Source organism: Geotalea uraniireducens Rf4 (genome assembly GCF_000016745.1).
GTDB lineage: Bacteria > Desulfobacterota > Desulfuromonadia > Geobacterales > Geobacteraceae > Geotalea > Geotalea uraniireducens.
On record NC_009483.1, the window covers coordinates 1 to 22,607 of the forward strand.

Annotated in this window: 14 protein-coding genes; all 14 read left to right on the plus strand. The window is 52.0% G+C overall.

Translation table 11 applies throughout. From position 1 onward, the window contains the following. The first annotated feature begins 45 nt into the window (after positions 1–45). The 14 genes from dnaA (at position 46) to GURA_RS00070 (ending at position 22,466) form a co-directional block, all read left to right on the plus strand. Positions 46–1,395: a chromosomal replication initiator protein DnaA gene (gene dnaA / locus GURA_RS00005; RefSeq protein ID WP_011936948.1), complete on the plus strand. Its 1,350-nt coding sequence runs from the start codon at positions 46–48 to the stop codon at positions 1,393–1,395. 215 nt (positions 1,396–1,610) lie between these two features. Further along, entirely contained in the window at positions 1,611–2,729 is a 1,119-nt protein-coding gene (gene dnaN, locus GURA_RS00010; RefSeq protein ID WP_011936949.1) for a DNA polymerase III subunit beta, read from the plus strand. A gap of 80 nt (positions 2,730–2,809) precedes the next feature. Next, on the plus strand, positions 2,810–3,904 hold the full coding sequence (gene recF, locus GURA_RS00015) for a DNA replication/repair protein RecF (RefSeq protein WP_011936950.1): 1,095 nt from the start codon (positions 2,810–2,812) through the stop codon (positions 3,902–3,904). Positions 3,905–3,912: 8 nt separating this feature from the next. Then, a complete protein-coding gene (gyrB, locus tag GURA_RS00020; protein WP_011936951.1) occupies positions 3,913–6,297 on the plus strand; it encodes a DNA topoisomerase (ATP-hydrolyzing) subunit B in 2,385 nt (794 codons plus the stop codon). Positions 6,298–6,354: 57 nt separating this feature from the next. After that, positions 6,355–8,853 (plus strand): DNA gyrase subunit A, encoded by a 2,499-nt coding sequence (gyrA, locus tag GURA_RS00025; protein ID WP_011936952.1) that lies wholly within the window; start codon positions 6,355–6,357, stop codon positions 8,851–8,853. An 83-nt stretch (positions 8,854–8,936) separates the two neighbouring features. Then, complete coding sequence (locus GURA_RS00030; RefSeq protein WP_011936953.1) at positions 8,937–10,517, plus strand: HEAT repeat domain-containing protein; 1,581 nt, start codon at positions 8,937–8,939, stop codon at positions 10,515–10,517. A gap of 75 nt (positions 10,518–10,592) precedes the next feature. Continuing rightward, a complete protein-coding gene (locus GURA_RS00035) occupies positions 10,593–11,600 on the plus strand; it encodes an NAD(P)H-dependent glycerol-3-phosphate dehydrogenase (RefSeq protein WP_041245619.1) in 1,008 nt (335 codons plus the stop codon). 97 nt (positions 11,601–11,697) lie between these two features. Then, positions 11,698–13,974: an ATP-binding protein gene (locus GURA_RS00040; RefSeq protein WP_011936955.1), complete on the plus strand. Its 2,277-nt coding sequence runs from the start codon at positions 11,698–11,700 to the stop codon at positions 13,972–13,974. Then, positions 13,961–15,487, plus strand: coding sequence for a response regulator (locus tag GURA_RS00045; RefSeq protein WP_011936956.1), 1,527 nt, complete (start codon positions 13,961–13,963; stop codon positions 15,485–15,487). Before GURA_RS00040 ends, GURA_RS00045 begins: the two co-directional genes overlap by 14 nt. A 31-nt stretch (positions 15,488–15,518) precedes the next feature. Continuing rightward, positions 15,519–17,333: a sensor histidine kinase gene (locus GURA_RS00050; RefSeq protein WP_011936957.1), complete on the plus strand. Its 1,815-nt coding sequence runs from the start codon at positions 15,519–15,521 to the stop codon at positions 17,331–17,333. Further along, positions 17,330–19,510, plus strand: a complete 2,181-nt coding sequence (locus tag GURA_RS00055; RefSeq protein ID WP_011936958.1) for a hybrid sensor histidine kinase/response regulator — start codon at positions 17,330–17,332, stop codon at positions 19,508–19,510. The genes GURA_RS00050 and GURA_RS00055 overlap by 4 nt, the downstream gene beginning before the upstream one ends. Continuing rightward, on the plus strand, positions 19,507–20,433 hold the full coding sequence (locus GURA_RS00060; RefSeq protein WP_011936959.1) for an ABC transporter ATP-binding protein: 927 nt from the start codon (positions 19,507–19,509) through the stop codon (positions 20,431–20,433). The genes GURA_RS00055 and GURA_RS00060 overlap by 4 nt, the downstream gene beginning before the upstream one ends. 74 nt (positions 20,434–20,507) lie before the next feature. Next, entirely contained in the window at positions 20,508–21,263 is a 756-nt protein-coding gene (locus GURA_RS00065) for an ABC transporter permease (protein WP_011936960.1), read from the plus strand. 129 nt (positions 21,264–21,392) lie between these two features. After that, the gene (locus GURA_RS00070; protein ID WP_011936961.1) at positions 21,393–22,466 is read left to right on the plus strand and encodes a radical SAM/SPASM domain-containing protein; all 1,074 of its coding nucleotides are present in this window, start codon (positions 21,393–21,395) and stop codon (positions 22,464–22,466) included. Positions 22,467–22,607: the final 141 nt, after the last annotated feature.

The following is a 22,607-nucleotide window of genomic DNA, read 5'->3' on the forward strand; positions in this document are numbered from 1 at the left end:
TTGATAACCCTGTGTAAAAGTCATCACCAAATAAGGTTGTGCTACATGGAAAAGGTTTGGCTTGAAGCCCAATCAAATATAAAAAAGGTTCTAACACCACAAACCTACAACACCTGGATAAAACCGATCCGATTTCATACGCTGACGGATGATAATCTCACACTTGAAGTTCCAAGTAAATTCATTAAAGAATGGGTTACCGAAAAATATCTCCCCATGATCGTAGAAGCGATTTCGTCGCTTACAAGTGTTAAATACCAGATAGAATTTAAAATTACAGAAAAAATTCCACTGGAAAGCAAGCCGGTCGATAACTTTACACCGGTCATAAAAGACAATGAGCCATCAAAAGAAACTAACAAAAATATTGACATTACCGCAAATTTAAATCCCAAATATACCTTTGATTCGTTTGTATGCGGCGCAAGCAACCAGTTTGCTCATGCAGCGTCTCAGGCTGTTGCCAGTAACCCCGCAAGTAATTACAACCCTCTCTTCATATACGGCGGGGTCGGGCTCGGCAAGACCCATCTTCTTATTGCAATCGGCAATCACATCAAGGAAAATAACAAAAAGGCCAAAATCTGTTACTACTCATCTGAAAAATTCATGAACGAGATGATCAACTGTCTCCGTTACAAGAAAATGGATGAATTTCGTAACAAGTTCAGGAAGATGGACATCCTCCTCATAGACGACATCCAGTTCATGGCCGGCAAAGAAGCAACCCAGGAAGAGTTTTTTCATACTTTCAATGCCCTCTATGAATCACACAAACAAATTGTCGTGACATCCGATAAATTTCCAAAGGATATTCCGGGATTGGAAGAAAGGCTCCGATCACGTTTTGAATGGGGACTGATCGCGGATATCCAACCACCCGACATTGAAACCAAAATTGCCATTTTAAAGAAAAAGTCTGACCTTAATTCCATTACCCTGCCCAATGACGTGGCTCTCTTTCTGGCGTCAAGTGCCACGAGTAATGTAAGGGAACTGGAAGGCATGTTGATCAGACTGGGGGCATATGCCAGTCTCACTGGCAGCGAAATTACGCTCAATATGGCCCGCGACATCCTGAAAGATATTATCGTTGAAAAAACTAAAGACATTACAGTGGAAATGATTCAAAAACACGTGGCAGAACACTTTAAGATCAAAGTTTCCGAACTCAAATCGGACAAAAGATTAAAGACATTCGTTGTACCACGTCAAATTGCCATATTTATCTGTCGAGAGCTGACAAAATCTTCATATCCGGAAATAGGCGAGAAATTCGGCGGTAAAGATCACTCAACCATCATTCATTCGGTGAAGAAAATTGAAAAGCAGATGGCTAACGACCTCGAGATAAAAAACATTGTGGAAAACCTGAAAAAAGAATTGATAACTTAAACGGAAAAGATGTTCATATCCGGGACTAAATTGTTCATAAATTGAAAGGTTGTTTATAAATCAGAATTTACTGCTGTTTAACCAACAAGGATATAAACTGAAAAAAATACGCTATTTTAATACGTTAGTAACAGTATCCACAAATCCACAGGCGATATATACTACTACTGTAAAGATCTAAATATAATACTATATAGTGCGGATGGGGGAATAACATGGAATTTAGAGTAGCCAAGGACACATTCACAAAAGCACTGCAAAAAATCCAGGGCATTGTCGAAAAACGCAACACCATGCCTATTCTTTCCAACACATTAATAGAAGCCCACAACGATACGTTGTATATTACAGCTACTGACCTGGAAGTGGGCATGAAAAGCTCATACCCCGTAAATGTAATCAAAGAAGGAAAGATCACGGTATCAGCAAAAAAGATATACGAGATAATCAAAGAGTTATCGGATGAGGAAATTGTATTTTCAACAAAAGAGAATGACTGGGTAGAGATACATTGTGGCAAAGCACATTTTAATATTGTAGGCCTCTCACCAGATGAATTTCCTTACTTTCCCAAAATAAATGATAATAGTTTTATTACGTTGAACAACCAGATTCTCAGCGAAATGATTGAAAAGACATCCTATGCCATATGTAACGATGAAACCAAATTCAATTTGAATGGCATTTTCATAAAAGCAACGACAGAAAATGAAAGAAATGTACTGAGAATGGTAGCAACAGACGGACACCGGCTATCAGTAACGGAAAAAGAATTATCGGGCAATATCAGTAATGAGTTGAACAAAGGCGTTATATTTCCCAAAAAAGGGATTTTCGAACTGAAGAAAATGACCGAAGAAGAAATCGGCGACATAATGCTTGGATTTATGGACAACAGCGCTGTCATAAAAAAAGGAAATACCGTGATTGTTATGCGTTTGATAGACGGTGAATTTCCTGACTACACCAAAGTCATACCAACTAATAACGATAAAATTATAAAAATCTTGCGCGAATCATTACTCCATTCGCTGAGAAGAATGGCAATACTTTCAAGTGAAAAATTCAAAGGGATAAAACTTGATGTAAGGAACGGGAGTGTAGAGATATCATCCAGCAATCCCGAACTTGGAGATGCAAGGGAGGAACTGGAAGTCGACTATCAGGGTGAACCGTTGTCGGTCCGGTTTAACGCAAGATATCTCATAGATGTTCTTACAATACTCAAAGAAGATGAAGTAGAATTGAACCTCAGGGATGAACTTTCGCCGATCATCATGAAACCGGCAGCAAAAAATGATTTCATGTCGGTGATAATGCCAATGCGTCTCTAAACAACTGCCAGATGAGCAGTTTCAGGCATTAATAGGCCCCTCTTGAAAGGAGTGGCCTTTTTAATGAAATTATAGTTGAGATGAAATTAAATAAAATATATCTTTTATCATTCAGGAACCTGGAAAAAATTGAACTGACACCGGCGCATCGCTTTAATATTTTTTACGGCAAGAATGCCCAGGGAAAGACCAACTTACTGGAATCAATCTTTCTGCTCGGCACCATGAAGTCGTTTAAGATGGCAAAAAACAGCGAAATGGTAAGGTGGGGCTCGGATCAAAGTCTTATAAAAGGCTGGGTCGAACGGGATGGCGTAACCAGAGAAATTGCACTCTTTATTGATAAACAGGGAAAAAAAATCAAGCTGGACCGGAAATCGGTAACAAAGGTTGATGAATTTTTCGGCAACCTGAATGTCGTGGTTTTTACGCCGGAAGAAATCAATATGGTCAGGGGGGTACCCGATCTCCGGAGAAAATATCTCGATCGGGCGGTATTCAGTAGTGATGTAACATACCTCCACGCTTATCACGATTACTGCAAGATCCTGAAAAACAGGAACATACTTTTAAAGAGCGGTGAAAAATCAGGGCTCGATGTCTGGACGGAAAAGCTTGCAGAGTACGGCAGAAAAGTCATCAACAAAAGACTGGACTATCTCCATGAAATACAGGAATTGTTGAGTAAATTTTACAATGACATTTCGGGGACCGAAGAGGTGGTGGAGATTAGATACCGACCACACCTGATGGATATGGAGAATTACGAAAAAGATAACTGCGGGGCACTGAGCGAGGCACTGGTGAAGTGTGCGGCTGAGGAACAGCGCAGAGGAACGACATTGGTCGGTCCGCACCGCGATGATATAGACTTTGTGCTTAATGGCAGGGCATTGAAACAGTTTGGATCCCAAGGTCAACAAAGAAGCTATGTGCTGGCACTAAAAATGTCTGAAATAGATTGCTTGCACCAAAAGTTCGACAGCCCGCCGATTCTGCTTCTCGACGACATGACCTCAGAACTTGATCAGGACAGAAACCGAAACCTGATGGAATTTTTGAAAAAAAAAGAGATGCAGGTTTTTATAACCACCACATCTTTGCAGAACATATCACTGGAAGGAATTGAAAACCACAGAACGTTCCTCGTCAGCGAGGGAAAGGTTCTTCACTAGAGGTAACAATGAGCGACGATACAACTTCAAAAGATTACGGTGCGGACAAGATAAAGGTACTGGAGGGGCTTTCTGCCGTACGGAAACGTCCTGCCATGTATATTGGCTCCACATCGGTACAGGGACTCCATCACCTGGTTTACGAAATTGTCGACAATTCCATAGACGAAGCATTGGCCGGACATTGTGACGACATCTTGGTCACCATTAATGTTGACGGCTCAGTAACGGTGGTGGACAACGGCCGCGGCATTCCGACGGATATGCATCCGACAGAAGGAAAATCAGCGGCGGAAGTGGTTTTGACGGTGCTCCATGCCGGCGGCAAGTTCGACAACAGTTCTTACAAGGTTTCCGGCGGATTGCACGGCGTCGGCGTGTCGGTGGTTAACGCACTTTCGAAAAAGCTGGAGTTGGAGATCCGCCGGGATGGAAAGCTGTTCCGACAATCCTATCGTTGCGGAGATCCGCAAGGACCCCTGGAAGTAGTGGGTGAAACAAAGAAGCGGGGGACAAAAATAACCTTTTTCCCGGATGATGAGATATTCGAGACCACGGAATTCTCGTTCGACACACTTTCCCAACGTCTGCGGGAAATGGCATTCCTCAACGCAGGGGTCAGGATAAAGATTGTCGACGAGAGAACGGAAAAGGTCCATGAATTCTTCTACGAAGGCGGAATCAACTCCTTTGTGGAATACCTGAACAAGAACAAGACACCGATCCATCCCAAGCCGATCTACATCAGCGGCGAAAAAGGCGGGGTGGAGATGGAAATTGCCATGCAGTACAACGATTCCTATGATGAGAAGATATTCACCTTCGCCAACAACATCAACACCCATGAAGGTGGAACCCATCTCATCGGATTCAAGGCTGCCCTGACCCGTACCATGAACACCTATGCCAACGCCAACAACCTGCTCAAAAACGTCAAGGAGAACATTTCCGGCGAAGACCTGCGCGAAGGTTTGACATCTGTGATATCGGTCAAAATCCCCCAGCCCCAGTTCGAAGGTCAGACCAAGACCAAACTCGGCAACTCTGAGGTCAAGGGTTATGTGGAAACCCTGATGAATGAGAAGCTCGCCACCTATCTGGAAGAGAACCCGCAGATTGCCAAGCGCATTCTTGAAAAATCCATCGATGCTGCCCGCGCCAGGGAAGCTGCCCGCAGGGCCCGTGATCTGACCCGTCGCAAAGGGGCGCTGGAAGTGGGAACCCTCCCCGGCAAACTGGCTGACTGCCAGGAAAAAGACCCTGCGCTTTGCGAATTGTTCCTCGTGGAAGGTGACTCTGCCGGCGGCTCGGCAAAACAGGGAAGGGACCGGAAGTACCAGGCGATTCTCCCGCTCAAGGGGAAGATCCTCAACGTGGAAAAGGCCCGTTTCGACAAAATGCTTTCATCCCAGGAGATCAGGACCCTCATAGCGGCACTCGGTACCAGTATCGGCAAGGGAGATTTCGATATCGCCAAGCTCCGTTACCATCGCATCATCATCATGACCGATGCCGATGTGGACGGTTCCCACATCCTGACGTTGCTGTTGACGTTTTTCTTCAGGCAGATGCTGGAAATGATCGAGCGCGGCTACCTCTACATCGCCCAGCCGCCGCTTTATAAGATCAAGCGGGGGAGAAAAGAACAGTACCTGAAAAACGAGGCGGCCCTGCAGAATTACCTGCTTGAGGAAGGGACGGAAGACATGACGCTCCGTCTCGGCAGCGATGAACGGACCTATCGGGGCAAACAGATCATTCCGCTGCTCAAGCAACTTATCGAGCACAATTCCCTGTTCGGCAAGGTAGTAAAGAAGGGTCTCAACGAGGAACTGCTGAAGATGTTCCTGAAAAGCGGAGTAAAGAGCGGCTTCGAGGAGTTGCGCGACCTGGAGCCATACTTGGCGAAGATGAAGGAAAGCTTTGCCGGCTCCGACTACGTGGTTAGTGAGCAGAAGATAATCTTCATGATCGGCAATGTTCGGGTCAGCATTGATCATCACACCGTTGCTGCCCTGAATTCCTACGAATACGAATTACTGGCGGAGAGTCAGAACAGAATAGAGAAACTCATTGGTGATGTCAAGGCAACGGTGTCGACGGAGGAGAAGCAGCTGTTTGAAAGCGAAAGCCACGAGGAGTTGCTCGCCTTCTTCTTCGAAACGGCAAAAAAGGGGCTCTACATCCAGCGTTACAAAGGCTTGGGGGAAATGAACCCGGAACAGCTCTGGGAAACCACCATGCATCCGGAAAACCGGGTACTGCTCCAGGTCAAGATCGAAGATATCGTCGAAGCGGAAGAGATATTCACGGTGCTCATGGGCGACCAGGTCGAACCGCGGCGTGAATTCATCGAACAGAATGCGTTGAATGTGTCGAATCTGGACATTTAATATTCGTAGGGGCACGATTGCCATCCCCTACATGCCATCTATTGCAAAGAGGTCTGCATGCTTACTCAAACGAACAAGGTAGCGGTCAACATAGAAGATGAAATGAAGCGGTCGTACATGGATTATGCCATGTCGGTCATTATCGGTCGTGCCCTCCCCGACGTGCGGGATGGTCTGAAGCCGGTACATCGGCGTTGCCTCTATGCCATGTACGACATGGGCAACGATTACAACAAGCCTTACAAGAAATCGGCCCGCGTGGTCGGTGATGTTATCGGTAAGTACCATCCCCATGGCGATACAGCGGTCTACGACACCCTGGTACGTATGGCCCAGGACTTTTCCCTCCGTTACCCGCTGGTTGACGGCCAGGGCAACTTCGGCTCCATCGACGGCGATTCCCCTGCGGCCATGCGTTATACGGAAATCCGCATGTACCAGCTGGCCCATGAACTTCTGGCCGACCTGGACAAGGAAACCGTCGAAATGGGGCCGAACTACGACGATTCGTTGCAGGAACCGCTGGTGCTGCCGGCCAAGTTCCCCAACCTGCTCGTCAACGGCTCTTCCGGGATCGCCGTCGGCATGGCGACCAACATCCCCCCGCACAACCTGTCGGAGGTGATCGACGGCATCATCGCGGTGATCCAGAATCCATTGCTGACCTTTGAAGAGTTGATTGAACTGATCCCGGGACCTGACTTTCCCACCGCCGGCTTCATCTACGGCCGGGAAGGAATAGTCTCCGCATACGGGACCGGCCGCGGCATCATCCAGATGCGGGCGCGCGCCATGATCGAGACCCACAAGAAGACGGAACGCCAGTCCATCGTCGTTACCGAGATCCCCTACCAGGTCAACAAGGCCAGGCTAGTGGAGAAGATTGCCGAACTGGTGCGTGAAAAGAAGATAGAGGGTATTTCCGACCTGCGCGACGAATCGGACCGGGAAGGGATGCGGATCGTCATCGAGCTGAAGAAGGACGAGAACCCGCAGATACTCCTCAACCACCTCTATAAGCAGACCCAGATGCAGTCGTCGTTCGGCATCATCATGCTCGCCATCGTCAACAACCGGCCGCGGGTGCTGACCCTGCGCGAAACCATCAATTACTTCATCGACCACCGCCGCGAGATCGTTACCCGGCGGACCATCTTCGACCTGAAAAAGGCCGAGGCCCGCGCCCATATCCTGGAAGGTCTCAAGATCGCCCTCGACAATCTTGACGAGGTGATCAACCTGATAAAATCATCTGCTTCTCCTGCCGAGGCCAAGACGGGACTGATGAGCCGTTTCGGACTCTCGGAAATCCAGGCCCAGGCAATCCTCGACATGCGGCTCCACCGCCTCACCGGCCTGGAACGGGACAAGATCGTGGCAGAGTACCTGGAGATTCTCAAGTACATCGCCCGACTCAAGGAAATCCTCGCTTCGGAGACGGAGATCCTCAACATCATCGTCGGTGAACTGCGGGAGTTGAAGGATAAATTCGGCGACAAAAGACGCACCGAAATCGTCAGCCAGACCGCGGAAATCTCCCTGGAGGACACCATCGTCGAAGAGGACATGGTGGTTACCATCTCCCATACCGGTTACATCAAGCGGAACGCGGTGACCCTCTACCGCGCCCAGCGCCGCGGCGGCAAAGGGAAGACCGGGATGAAGACCAAGGAAGAGGATTTCGTCGAGCAGCTCTTCATCGCCTCCTCCAAGGACTACCTGATGTTTTTCACCGATGCCGGCAAGGTCTACTGGCTCAAGGTATACGAAATCCCCGAAGCAGGACGCGCTACCAGAGGAAAGGCGATCGTCAATCTGCTCAACCTGTCGACAAATGAGAAGATCACGGCCATTCTCCCGGTCAAGGAGTTTACCGCGGACAAGTTCATCATGATGGCCACCCGCAACGGGGTGGTGAAAAAGACCCCTCTCCTGGAATACTCCCACCCCAGGGTCGGCGGCATCATCGCGGTCAACCTGGACGAAGGTGACAAGCTTATTACCGTGGCGCTGACCGATGGCAGGCAGGATGTGCTGCTCGCCTCGAAAAACGGCAAATCCATCCGCTTCAAGGAGTCTGATGTCAGGACAGTGGGCCGTGTCTCCCGCGGGGTGAGGGGAATGACCCTGGAGGATGACGATGTGGTAATAGGCATGGAAATTCTAAACGAGAATTTTACCGATTCCACTCTCTTTACCGTCACTGAAAATGGTTTCGGCAAGCGGACCGAATTGAGTGAATACCGCTGCCAGTCCCGGGGGGGCAAAGGGGTTATTACCATTAAAACCACGGAACGGAACGGCTGCGTGGTTGATATCAAGCAGGTCACCGATGAAAACGACCTGATGCTCATCACTGACCAGGGAAAAATCCTTCGCGTGCCGGTGGCCGGTTTCTCCATCATCGGCCGGAATACCCAGGGCGTAAGGCTGATGGTCACCGAGGACGAGGAGCGGATCGTTGCGGTGGCGCGGCTTGCCGAGAAGGAAGACGAGGAAGAATCTGAAGAAACAGCTGATAACGGACCGGAAGCGGAGAATGTGGAGGAAGAATAGTCCCGTCTTTCCAGGATGAAAATGCCCGGTATGATTAGGGCGTAAAACGGCAGGTGATGATGCCTCACAGGAAAGAAGATGCGATGCAAAAGCGGAAAAAAATAGATACGACGCTTAAAGAGCGCCGCGGCATCCTTTGCTTGCTCGAAAAGCTGAAGCAGGAAAACATCACCCTGGATGAAATGGAAGAGATCGGCGCCACGCTGAAAAAATCCGGAAAACGGGCGCTACGTCCGCTGGTAAGGCAGTTGTGGCGGGAAAGAAGCGGCGATCTGATCTCCAAGTATACGTACCTGCTCGATTTTTTTGAAGACGAGGTTTGGATAGACCAGCTGATCCAGATAGCCCTCAAGCGCCGGGATCTGGACAATGACGGCAAGGCCGCGATGTTGGCCGCATTGGAAGGTTACGGCGTGGATGTGAGCTCCCCCCCCTTTTCAACCCTTTTTGCGGGTGTCGGCAATCCGTTGAGCTTTTCCATGCCGGAGATTCTGGACAGGGGAGAAGAAGGACTTGTCTCCTTCATGGAAGAGTTTCTCCTGTATCCGAGGGAGATTCAACTGATTGTCATCCGCGAACTCCCTTCAGTTGCCGACCCGCGTGTCATAACCCTGCTGGAGGTCCTGCTCCGGCTTGATTGCGATGAGGTAGTTGCTGCAGCACTCACTGCATTGGGAAGAATCAGAGACGAAAGATCTGTCGCCGTATTGCGGAATTATCTCCCCCAGGGAGACGAAACGCTGCTCAAGCTTGCTGCCCGGAGCTTGCGCCGGCTTTCATTTTTAGGGGTGGATATAGGTAAAACCCTGCCGCAGACATCTCCCCTCCCCTTTCATGGATGCTTTGCGAGCCCTCCGGATGGCGATGGCCGTCGATCTCTTGTCATCTCCCGCTGGGTGGACGCGGACACACTCACGGTTCTTTACCTCCAGGTAGATGAAATGAGAGGAATCATTGGTACATGGGGTTGTAGAGGTGTTACTCCGGATGAATTCGCCGAAGAGCTGACCGATATTCGCGGCGAAGAGGGGGTGGTGGCAGTCGACCCTGACTACGCCCTTCTCTTGGCAAGGGATGCCTTGTATCGGAGCACGGAAAACCCTCTTGGCCTTCCAGCGGAATTTTACGTGCGACGCGGCATGTTCCACGACGACGAGCTTGTGCCGGCGCAGTATCATCCCGACTTCCAGGACTGCGGCTTGAGGCGCGTTCCCCGTTTAAGCGGGGGGAGTGAAGCTTTCGACTCACTCTTTGACGACGACTTTTTTTCCTGCTGGTTTATGGCCAACGGCAGCGTTTACGACTTCGCCGAAGAATGGCGCGAACTGGAAAAGAATTGCAGCGGCAAACTGCTGGCACAGGGACTGGAATCGATTCTGGAGCGTTTCTGCCGCAAACTTTTTGCGCCGGAAATTGACCTTATCCAAAGGAGGCTGCTGTTGACAGCCGACCTGATGCGCCATGTGGGCAGAGAGTCGTCGCTTGTGGAAAAAACAGTGGCCTTGGCCTCAAGCCTTGGCAAGTATGAGTTGCCGTACCATTTTCACCCGTTTCTGCGCCGTTTTGCCTTGGAAAGCATGGATATGGCCCGCGAGGCGCTGGCAGAAGGGTATGACCTGCGCCAGCACCCGGCAGATGCAGATGATGATGACTGGGATGAGTGAATCGGGTACAATATCTGGAAACAATAACCAGACTCGGCTTTCAAAGAAAGCCGAATTTTCGGAGAATTAATGGAAATGCAGGAAAACATAGGAGTGATCGGCGCTGGAAGCTGGGGAACGACCTTGGCAGACCTTCTGGCTAAAAAGGGGCATAACGTAACCCTGTGGGCATATGAACCGGAACTGGTTGAGGAGATGACGCAGACGCGAAGCAACAGCCTTTTCCTGCCGGGAATCAGCCTTTCGCCTGAGCTTAAATTCACCAATGTATTGCAGGAGGCCGTGGCCGGCAAGACGGTGCTACTGTTCGTTGTGCCTTCCCAGGTTACTCGAAGCGTAATCAAAAGCGCCCTTCCCTTCATCTCCGGTTCCGCGCTTATCGTCAGTGCTTCCAAGGGGATTGAACTGGATACCCTGAAGACCGTATCCCAGATCTATGAGGAAATTTTGCCGCAAGAACTCTCCGCCAATTTTTCCGCCTTGTCCGGCCCCAGCTTTGCCCGTGAAGTAGCCCAGGAAATGCCGACAGCCGTGGCCGTGGCCTCCGGGCGTCAGGATGTGGCAAAACATGTGCAGCATACTTTTACAACCAGATTTTTCCGAGTCTATACAAACGACGACGTAACCGGGGTGGAACTCGGTGGCGCAATTAAAAATGTCATTGCCATTGCTGCCGGCATATCCGATGGTTTAGGCTTCGGCCATAATACCCGCGCGGCTCTAATCACCCGCGGTCTGGCGGAGATGACCCGTCTTGGACGTGCCATGGGGGCTCAGACGGCCACATTTGCCGGTCTGGCAGGGATAGGGGACCTTGTGCTCACCTGCACGGGCGATCTTTCTCGCAATCGCAGTGTCGGGATCAAGCTCGGCGAGGGGCGGCGGCTTGCCGAAATTCTCGGCGAGATGCGCATGGTGGCGGAAGGGGTCAAGACTACCGAGTCCGCATATAACCTTGCCTCCAGGCTGAAGGTTGAAATGCCCATTACAGAAAAGGTATATCAGGTGCTGTATAAAGACAAACCGGCGCGCGAAGCAGTACTGGAACTCATGACCAGAGACTTGAAGGCAGAAGACTTTTGATTCGTATCTGCCGTAGGTTAACGGCTGTCCTTGACGCTACGCCGGAGAATAGAGCGCACCCCCCCTTCATAATGGCAAACCTGCAAAAAGGCACGCTATGCAATTAAGCCTGAGCATAAGAAGCAAACTGTTTTTATCCATACTGCTGATACTCCTCGTTTCTTATTCCACGCTCCTCTTTACAACATTCCAAAGCATTGAAGCGCATATTGAAAATGATATTGCCAAAGGACTGGAAGAACATCTCAACTATTCACGCAGTCAGTTTTTTGCCCGTGCCGACCAGATAAAATACTCCCTCATGCAGCCGGTTACTGCCCCCCCGGTGCAACAGCACCTTCGAGCCAAAGACAGTATTTGGCTCAGGGATGCCTTGTTCCGTTGGCGCAAGGTTCTTCCGTTTATCGATACCTTGGCCATCATGGATGCCGACAGAACCGTAGTCGCCAGGCTGAACAGCGGGCAGAGCGGTGATCGTTACCTGCTTTCGGCCATAGTCGAACAGGCGTTCCGTGAGAAAAGGGCGGTGATTTCCACCGAACTTGTCAGCAATTCATTTCTCTGCCGGGAGGGGGATACCGCATATTGTCCGCCGTTGCCCAAAGACGGCGAAGCGATGATGGTAACTGTCGCTATTCCTGTTATCGCCCCGGACGGTACTCTCCTGGGGGGGGTAGTAGCCGGAGACAAAATCAACAACGACCCCAATCTGTCTTTTCAGATACAGGAGATCTTTGGTGAAGATGCGGAGGTCACCGTTACCCAGCGTGGACTACGGATAGTGAGCAGCCGTGCCGAAGATTCCTTCCTTCCCGCCACCCTCGACCCGCATGTCATGGAGCGATTGGAAAAGGGATACTCCTTCCGTGGCGAGGCGGAGATAGGAAACAAGCTATATGAAACGGTATTCGAGCCGATCACCAACAGCAGGGGGGAGTTTGTCGGTTCCCTTTCCATCGCCCTGTCCAAGGAAAATCTGCGTAAAATAAGAAAAGACAGCCTGAAAAACGTCCTTACTTCCGCTGTCGTCGGTATACTTTTGTCATTTGCCATAGCCTTTGCCGCTGCGCGGAAATTAACCGGCCCCCTGCGTGAGCTCGCCCAGGGAGCCAGGATGATAGAGGCCGGAGACCTGAACCAACGAGTAGTTGTGAAGAGCGGGGATGAGGTCGGGACGCTGGCCGGTTCCTTCAACCGGATGGCGAGTGCTCTTGCCGAGCGCGACAGCATTATTTCCAAAAAGAACCAGGACCTCCAGGAATTGAATGAACTCCTGGAAAAAAAGGTTACGACACGAACCGCCGAACTCAGCATGGAAATGGGGCGGCTTGAAGCTGTTCTCACTTGCATGGCAGAGGGGGTAGTTGTTACCGACAAGGATAACCGGGTAATCCTTTTTAATCCGGCAGCGCAGAATATTTTCGACCTCGTTCCGTTCCGGGTGGTCGGACAACCGATTGAACAAGTATGCAGAGTGGGAGAGTTCACCCTGTTGCTGGATTGCATTCGGGAAATCAGGGAGTCCGGCGGACCAGTTGCAAGCCGGCAAGAGGAGATGGAAGTAAAAGGGAAAAAGCTGAAAATCAACCTGTCTCCCATGGCGGATGATGCCGGCCAATTTGCCGGCGTCGTCATGTCGATCCGCGATATAACGGCTGAGGAAGAAGTGGACAGAATGAAGACCGACTTTATTTCGACGGTCTCCCATGAACTGAAAACACCCTTGACATCAATGAAGGGCTCTCTGCAACTCCTCCTGAATCGGGGCAAGTGGCTGACCGATACCGAGCGGCAGCTGCTTTCCGTCTGTCTGCGCAATACCCAGCGCCTTATCAGGCTGATCAACGAAATTCTCGATATATCAAAGATTGAGTCGGGAGGGATGAAATTCGATTATAAACCGCTCTCCATGGGAGAACTGGTGGTCTACGCAGCCGAAGAGATCAAGGGTTTCGCCTTGAGCCGCAATATTTCCATTGTCAACAGCGTCGGCGATCATTTACCCCTGATATTCGGAGATCATGACAGGCTTATCCAGGTTTTGACCAACCTCCTTTCCAATGCGGTGAAGTTTTCGCCAGAGGGTAAAGTCGTCATGGTTTTGGCGGAGAGAGAAGGGAATTATCTGTTGGTTTCCGTAGCCGATCGGGGGAAGGTGATACAGTGGGCGGATCGCGAGAAACTTTTCAAAAAATTTCAGCAGTTGAATAATGCTGATCAGCTGCAGCAGGGGGGAACCGGACTGGGGCTTGCAATCTGTAAAGAGATAATCGAGAAGCATCACGGCAGAATCTATTACAATGCCGGAAAAGAAGGTGGCAATGTTTTCACCTTTACGGTCCCGATATTTGAGGAGGATCATGGAAAAGGATAAGATTCTTATAGTTGATGATGAGCCTGATATCGCTCTTATCCTCAAGCTGCAACTTGAGGATGCCGGATATAAGACGGCCACTGCCAGAGATGGAGTGGAGGCCCTTGCCGCCATCGCCAGGGAAAAATTTGCACTGGTTCTTCTCGACATCAAGATGCCGCGTATGGATGGCATGCAGGTCCTGGAGCGTGTGCAGAGTCATTATTCCGATGTGGCCGTGGTGATGATGACGGCCCACGGCAGCGAGGATATCGCTGTTGAAGCCATGAAAAACGGTGCCTTCGACTACATTGCCAAACCGTTCTCCAGTGAAGACGTGCTCCAGAAGGTGAAGCGCGCCATTCAGCTCAATACGGCGCGGCAGGAAAATATCAGGCTGCAGCGCCAATTGGACGAGGAACGGCAAAAAATGGAGGCGATACTCCAGGGGATGGCCGACCTTCTTCTTGCCGTAGACGACCAGGGGCGAATAATCACCTCCAACCGGAAGGCGGAAGAGGTGCTCGGCCTTAAGCGGGAAGAATTGCTCGGGATGCCGGTGGAGGAGGCTCTGAAAGCTGATATCCCGTCCGAGGAGCTCCCCAGCAGGGTCGTTCTGCGCACGACCCAACCAAGCCTGGACGTGACATATACCATGCTCTGCGGCAGCGCAAACATACCGGTTTCGTCCAGTGCCGCGCCTCTCACCAACGCCTCGGGACAACTGATCGGCAGTGTGGAGATCATTCGTGACATATCCCGGCTCAAAGCCCTGGAACAGGAAAAGGAAGACTTCGTCAGCATGCTCTCCCATGACCTGAAAGCGCCAATTACCGCGGTTGTAGGTTCTGTCGACCTGGTGCGCGAGGGGCGGTTGGGGCCGGTAAACGCTGACCAGCGGGAATACCTGGAATCATCCATGGAGAGCTGTGCAGAGATGGTGGAGATGATAGACACGCTGCTCGGCGTCCATAAGTTTGAGGCGGGCAAGATGCTGCTGCACTTTAAGGAGGAGGCTCCCCATCAACTCATTCAGCGTACTCTGACCAGATATATTACCGTGGCCAAGCGGGCACAGATCCATCTCTTTGCGACAGTCGACGAAAATTTGCCCACCATTTCCGCCGATCGTGCCACATTTTCCCGTCTTTTGGGCAACCTCATCTCCAATGCGCTGAAATTCACCCCGGAGGGGGGTGAGATTGAGGTGTCTGCAGCGGCAATAGAAGATATTTCAGCCATCAAGGACCGCATTCCCAGGCAGAGCTACCCGGTGGAGAAGCTTTCTGGCGGGGACCGTTTTCTGCAGATCACGGTCCGCGACAGCGGGGTCGGGATACCGCCGGAGGCGCTTGAAGGAATATTTGACCGATTTGTCCAGGCCAAGAACCGCAGGCTTGGGAAAAGCAGCGGGACCGGGTTGGGGTTGACCTTCTGCCGAAAGGTAATGGACGCGCACAAAGGGTACATCTGGGCGGAAAGCGTTGTGGGACAAGGGAGTTCGTTTGTAATGCTCTTTCCGATAACGGAATGATCGGATTGTTGTGACGGTTAAGGGGGTGCCGATGGACAAGGGGAGAAAAATATCAGCCAAGATTGCTGCGATCTACGCTCTGTTCGGAGGAACCTGGATTCTTTTTTCCGACGAATTGCTCGCGCATCTCGTGCACGACCAGCCCACCGCCACCATAATCTCAGTTTACAAAGGGTGGCTCTTTGTGGCAGCCACGGCAATGATGCTCTACCAGCTTGTCAAGCGCCATACGACCCTGCTCATCGATTCGGAAACCGAGCTCCAAGAGCGCAATGAGGAGTTGGCGGAGACCGAGGAGGAATTGCGGCAGCAGATTGACGAGTACCATAAAAGCCAGGCTGAACTGTATGAGACCAACCAGACGTTGTTGACACTGTTCCAGGCGTCGCCGCTGGCTATAGTCTCCCTTGACCTGCATGGACGGGTAACCCTGTGGAATCAGGCAGCCGAGTGGCTGTTCGGCTGGGAAGCTGGCGAGGTAACCGGCCGACTCTGTCCACTTATTCCTTCCTTTGATACCGAAGCATGGCAAAGATTTTTTGAAAATACCATCCAGCGAGAGGTGTTAAACAACATAGAGGTGCGCCGGCAGAAAAAAGACGGCGCTCTGATCGACGTCAGCATGTCAATGGCGCCGGTCCGCGACGCAAGCGGGGAAATCGCAGGGATCATGGTGGTGATGGCGGACATTACCGAGCGCAGAGAAACCGAAAAAGCGTTGCGGAAATCGCACCAGCTCTATGGGGAACTTGTCAACTCCATTGACGGGGTTGTATGGGAAATGGATGTGGCAACTTTCTGTTTCACCTTTGTCAGCGAGAGGGCCGTTCAAATCCTTGGTTATCCCGTTGAACAATGGCTCGATGATCCCGCATTCTGGCAGGACCATGTCCATCCCGACGACCGTGCATGGGCTCTGGAATACTGCATGGGTGCAACCAGAGAGATGAAGGACCACGAATTCGAGTACCGGTTCATTGCCGCAGAAGGGAACATCGTCTGGTTGAGGGACATAGTTATCGTGGTGGTGGAGAACGGGCAGCCGGTCAAGCTCCGTGGCGTCATGCTTGACGTAACCGATCGCAAAATGGCCGAGGAGGAAATTCGCAAACTGAACGCAGAACTTGAACAACGGGTCAGAGAGCGCACCGCCCAACTGGAGTCGGCTAACAAGGAGCTGGAATCCTTCAGTTATTCTGTTTCCCATGACTTGCGGGCGCCTTTGCGCCATATTGACGGCTTCAGTCGGGTGCTGCTGGAAGATTACCGTGAAAAAATCGATGGGGAGGGGAAAGACTATCTGTTTCGCCTCCGTAATGCGAGCCAGCGGATGTCGCAGCTGATCGACGATTTACTGAAACTGTCGAAAGTTACCCGCAGTGAGCTCAACCGGCAGCAGGTAAACCTGAGCCGGATGGCGCAGGTTACCGTGCTGGAACTTAAGCAGGCCCAGCCGCAACGGCAGGTATCGGTAAAGATTGCAGAAGACGTGACGGCAAACGGTGATGCTCGATTGCTCCGTGTGCTTATGGAGAATCTGCTGGCAAATGCCTGGAAATACTCGGGCAAACAGGAGTCGTCGATTATCGAGTTCGGCACAGCCGAGGTTGCGGGAGAAATGACCTATTTTATCCGCGACAACGGTGTCGGATTTGATATGGCATATGCGGACAAACTGTTTGCCGCATTTCAGAGGTTGCACCGGTCAGACGAATTTGAAGGGACCGGTGTCGGGCTGGCTACCGTACAGCGGATCATCAATCGTCACGGGGGACGGATCTGGGCGGAAAGTGCGGTCGGAGCCGGCGCGACCTTTTATTTCACTTTGAACGGAGTAGCCATATGAAGCGGCAGCTGAGGGTTTTGCTGGTCGAGGATTCGCAGGATGATATGCTGCTGTTGTTGCGGGAGCTTAAGAACGGCGGGTTCGAACCAATTCATGAGCTGGTGGAGACGGCTGCTGCCATGAAATGCGCTCTTGTCGAAAAGACATGGGACATGGTCATTTCAGACTACCGGATGCCCCAGTTTGATGCACCCGGGGCATTGAAGGTCCTGCACGAGAGCGGGCTCGATCTCCCCTTTATCATTGTTTCGGGGAAGATCGGTGAAGACCTGGCGGTTGCCGCCATGAAGTCGGGCGCCCATGATTACCTGATGAAAGGAAATCTTTCCCGGCTTGTGCCGGCAGTTGACCGGGAGTTGCGCGAAGCAGCCGAGCGGCGCAAACACCGTCTGGCGGAAGAGGCGATCCGTCAGGGCAAAATGCAATGGGAAGCAGCCTTTGACTCGGTTTCCGATCTGATCATCCTGACGGACTTCAATGGAAAAATTGTCCGCTGCAACAAGAGGGTAACGACCTATTTCCACTGCCAGTATGCCTCGATGATCGGCAAAAATATCGGAGAGCTTTTTTATGGCGGGGAGGAGATCGCCTCGCGAGTCTTTCAGTTTCCCCATAAGTTCCATGCCGAAGCCGAAGAGGATATCGTCTTTCCCATGCTGACCGGCTGGTATAATGTCAGCAGTTACCCCATGCATGCAGAAGAAGAGGAGTCCCAAGGCGTAGTTTTCATCATCAAGGACATCACCAAACGCAAGCGGGTGGAAGAGGAAAAAAGAATCATCGACCGGGAACTCCTTACCCTCTATGCCATTGCCTTCCGCTTGAATTCGAAGCAGAGTCTGGAAAAGATCATGAGCGATCTCCTTTTCCAGCTCCATAATATGTTGCGAATAGATTTTTCCTGTATCCACCTCCTTGAAAAGGGGGTGTTGAAGCTCAAGGCTTCGCTGGGGCTCGACCTTGAATTGGAGACGTCACTCAAGACTCTGTCAACGACGTTTCCTTGGGTAAGCAATATGTTGAAGGGAAAACTTGTCAAGACAAAGACGCCGACAGGACATCTTCCCGCAGATGTTGCTCAGGCGGCGCTCAAGGTGGGGGTCCAAGCCTGGTGTACCATCCCTTTGAAGATCGGCCCAGATGTCATCGGTGTCACGATGGTCGCTTCCCAGTCGAATAAAGGCTTCACTGACCGGGAGGTCTTCCTGCTCACCTCTATTGCCAATCAGCTGGCCGTATTGATCGAAAACTATACCCTGTATGATCAGATGAAGGAGAAGGCTGAAGAGTTGCAGCGGAGCAAAAAAGCGCTCAAGGAGAACCTCCTCGAAGTAAAGCGCGCCAATATCGAACTTGACCGCCTGAACGTTGCGAAAAACAACTTTATCGGCATGGCCTCCCACGAGTTGAAGACCCCGATTACCTCGATTATGGGGGGGGTACAGTTTCTCCATAAATACAGCGGACTGCAGATGACCCCCGAACAGGAGAGCATTCTCAATTCCGTTTATGAGGGTACAGTTCAGCTGCGCAAGCTGGTGGAGGACCTTCTTTCCATTTCGCGCATCGAGGCTCAGGGGATAATCCCCCAGAAAAAGCCGTTTAAACTGGTCACGCTCTGTCGGGAGGTCTATGAGACGTTCACCCTGCCTCTATCGAGAAGGCAGATATCAGTGGAGATTTCCGGCGATGAACTGCTGGTGCCGGTGGATGAAAGCCTTTCCAGCCTGGCGATGAGGAACCTGATTGAGAATGCGATAAAATTCACCCCGGACGGAGGGAGCATTACCATATCGGGACGATTGGTTGAAAAGTGGGAGGTTTTGAACTATGCCAAGATCGTGCGACCCTTTTATCCGGCGTTCCCGAAAAATCTACCAGCAGGTAATAATTCATTTTATCTCCTGGATTTTATTGATAGCGGCATCGGCATACCTCTGGAAGAGCGGGTAAGGATTTTTGAAAAATTTTATGGTGTCGGAGACATCGCCTATCACTCCTCCGGCACTTTCGACTTCATGTCCAAGGGGTCAGGCCTTGGGCTTTCCATTGTCCGCGGAGTCATGGATGCCCACCGCGGCATGGTGTGGACGACTCCGGGGAGCGACGGAACCGGTAGCGTATTTACTCTTCTGTTTCCGATGGACAAAAGCTCGGAAATGAAAGTTTCGCGATGAAGACAGCTGTCTCGTTAAAGACAATAACAAAAGCCTATGGGGCTTTCAGGGCGGTCGAGGACTTTTCCCTGGATGTGGAGCAAGGGATCATTTTTGCCCTGCTCGGGCCGAACGGCGCAGGGAAAACCACCCTGATCAAGATTTTGACCACCCTTATGCGCCCCACGAGCGGCGATGCATTTGTCGAGGGGCACAGCGTACTCACGTCGGGCAAACAGGTCCGTCTCCTGATCGGCGTGGTTCCCCAGGAAAACAACCTTGACCGCTACCTGACCGCCAGGGAAAACCTGGTGCTCCATGCCAGGATGCACGGCATGCCTCCCCACGAATACAACCCGACCATCGACCGCTTGATGGAGCTGATCGGCCTTTTCGGCCGCCGGAACGATTTTCCAGATACCTTTTCCGGCGGCATGCAAAGGAGGCTTGTGGTAGCGAGGGCGCTTGTCCACAACCCGCAGGTCCTGTTCCTCGACGAGCCGACAACCGGCCTCGATCCCCAGTCCAGGCGGGCGCTCTGGGATTATATCCAGAGCCTTCGGAGCCGGATGACCATCTTTCTCACCACCCACTACATGGACGAAGCCGATGCCCTTTGCGACCGGATCATGATCATGGACCACGGCAAGGCGTTGGTGGACGGCACGGCTTCCCAGCTGAAAGAAGCGCTTTCCCATGCCCATATCTACGAAGTGGAGTTCCGGGCCGACAGCGACAGGTACGAGGGGATGCTGCGCACCCTACCCTTTGTCGAGTCCCTGGAGCGGAGCGGCAACAGCTTCCGCCTTGCGCTGACCGGCGAAGAAAGCCTGAAACCGCTGATGGACAGTCTCGGCAGTACGGATATCCGCAAAATCTGCCTTCAGGAGCCGACCCTGGAGGATGTATTTCTGGAGCTGACCGGCAGAACGATCCGGGAGTAGGGGCGGGGTTGCCCCGCCCGGATAATATCATCGCAATCAAGGGCGGGGAGACCCCGCCCCTACAGAGGGTTTTGATGCTCAGAGGCGCTTTTTCAATCTGGGGACGGGACATGCTGGTCATGCGACGGAGCATTTTTTCCGAGCTCTTGGCGGTGACCGCCTATCCGCTCACCCTTTATCTGGCCTTCGGCGTCGGTCTGAAGGGATATATCGCCGATGTGGGGGGAATCCCCTACCCGCTCTTCATTGCGCCGGGTCTTATCACCATGACAGCGGTAAACGCCGCCTTCGACGAGAGCTCATGGAGCATGTGGTTCCACCGCCGGGTGCAGCGGACCATCGAGGAGTACCGGGTAACGCCGATCACCGTTTACGATATCGTTATTGGCAAGATCATCTCCGGCTTCTGCCAGGGGGCGATCAAGGGGATGGCGGTGGCGGCGGTCATTTTCTTTCTTACCCCTTTTCGCATCAATTATTATAACCTGCTCGCCTACCTCCTCTACATCGCCCTCGGTTCTATGATTTTCTCCTGCCTCGGCACCATTTGCGGCACGGTCATCGACAAGCCGGAGAATATCGGCCGGGTGCAGGCGGTGATCATTGTGCCGCTCATCTTCATGGCCGGGATCTTCTTCCCCCTCTCCTCCTACCCCGCAGCAATCCAGCCGCTCATCAAGGCTCTTCCCACCACGGCCATTTTCGAGGGAGCGCGACAGGCCTTGCTGAACGGTACCCTGGATATCGTCTACATCATGATCCTGCTGGCCGGCGCCGCTTTCGCGTTTGCCGTGGCGGCGTACACCTTCAACCGTAAGATGGCGGAGTAACGCGAATCTTCTTGAGTTTTAGCCCCTTTTCATAGTAGGATTCATAAGATACGGATAAGTTTTACGGCAGAGCAAAAAGTTCTGGATGCACCCTCACCCGGACTTTCGGCGAAGCCGACAGGAGATGGTATGGCTGATGAATTTGTTCCCAAATGGATTGCCTGGGAAACCACCCAGAAATGCAACCTTAAATGTGTCCACTGCCGCTGCTCGTCAGAAATGACCTCATCCGAAGGTGATTTCACCACCGAGGAGGGGAAGAAGCTGCTCAAGGAGATCGCCGATTTTTCCAAGCCGGTGGTCGTCCTCTCCGGCGGCGAACCGCTGATGAGAAAGGATATCTTTGAACTGGCAGGTTACGGCACTTCGCTCGGCCTGCGCATGTGCATGGCCAGCAACGGCGCACTGGTGACCGACGAGGTCTGCGAAAAGATGAAAGAGGCCGACATCAAGATGGTGTCGCTCTCCCTCGACGGTTCTACCGCAGCGGTCCACGACAACTTCCGTCAGTGCCCCGGTTCCTTCGACGGCGTGGTGCGGGCCGCGGAGTTGTTCCGCAAGCACGGCCAGAAGTTCCTCATCAACTCCTCTTTCACCAAGCGCAATCAGGCCGACATTGCCAACACCTTCAAGGTGGCCAAGTCCCTGGGCGCCACCGCCTGGTACATGTTCATGATCGTCCCCACCGGCCGCGGTGAGGAGATCATGAGCGAGCTCATCTCCAAGGAAGACTACGAGGAGATCCTTGACTGGCATTACCAGCAGGAGAAGATGGAGGACGACATCCTCATGCGTCCCACCTGCGCTCCCCATTACTACCGGATCGTGCCGCAGAAGGCCAAGGCCGAAGGTGCCAAGTTCGAGCGCCGGAGTCTCACATTCTCCACCGGTGGCGGCAAGGGGTGCATCGCTGCCCAGACCATCTGCCTCATCGACTGCTTCGGCAACGTCAAGCCCTGCTCCTACTTCCACCGCACCGCCGGCAACGTGAAGACCACCCCGTTCCGCGAGATCTGGGAAAACTCCGAGATCTTCAAGGACCTGCGTAACTTCAAGAGCTACAAAGGGAAATGCGGCCAGTGCGAGTACCTCAACGTCTGCGGCGGCTGCCGCGCCCGCGCCGATGCCGTCTATGGCGATTACATGGAAGAAGAACCGTTCTGCAACTACGTGCCGATCCGCTTACAAAAAACGGCTCCGTAAAAAGTCCATCTGCGTTGTTGCGCTCGTCGCGGAACGCTCAACGTACCTACCGGTACGCCTCGCGTCCCGCTCCTCGCGCGCCTAGCAGCTGGAGCTTTTTCCGAAGCCGATAGGTTTTACAATCACTCAACTAGGAGGAAC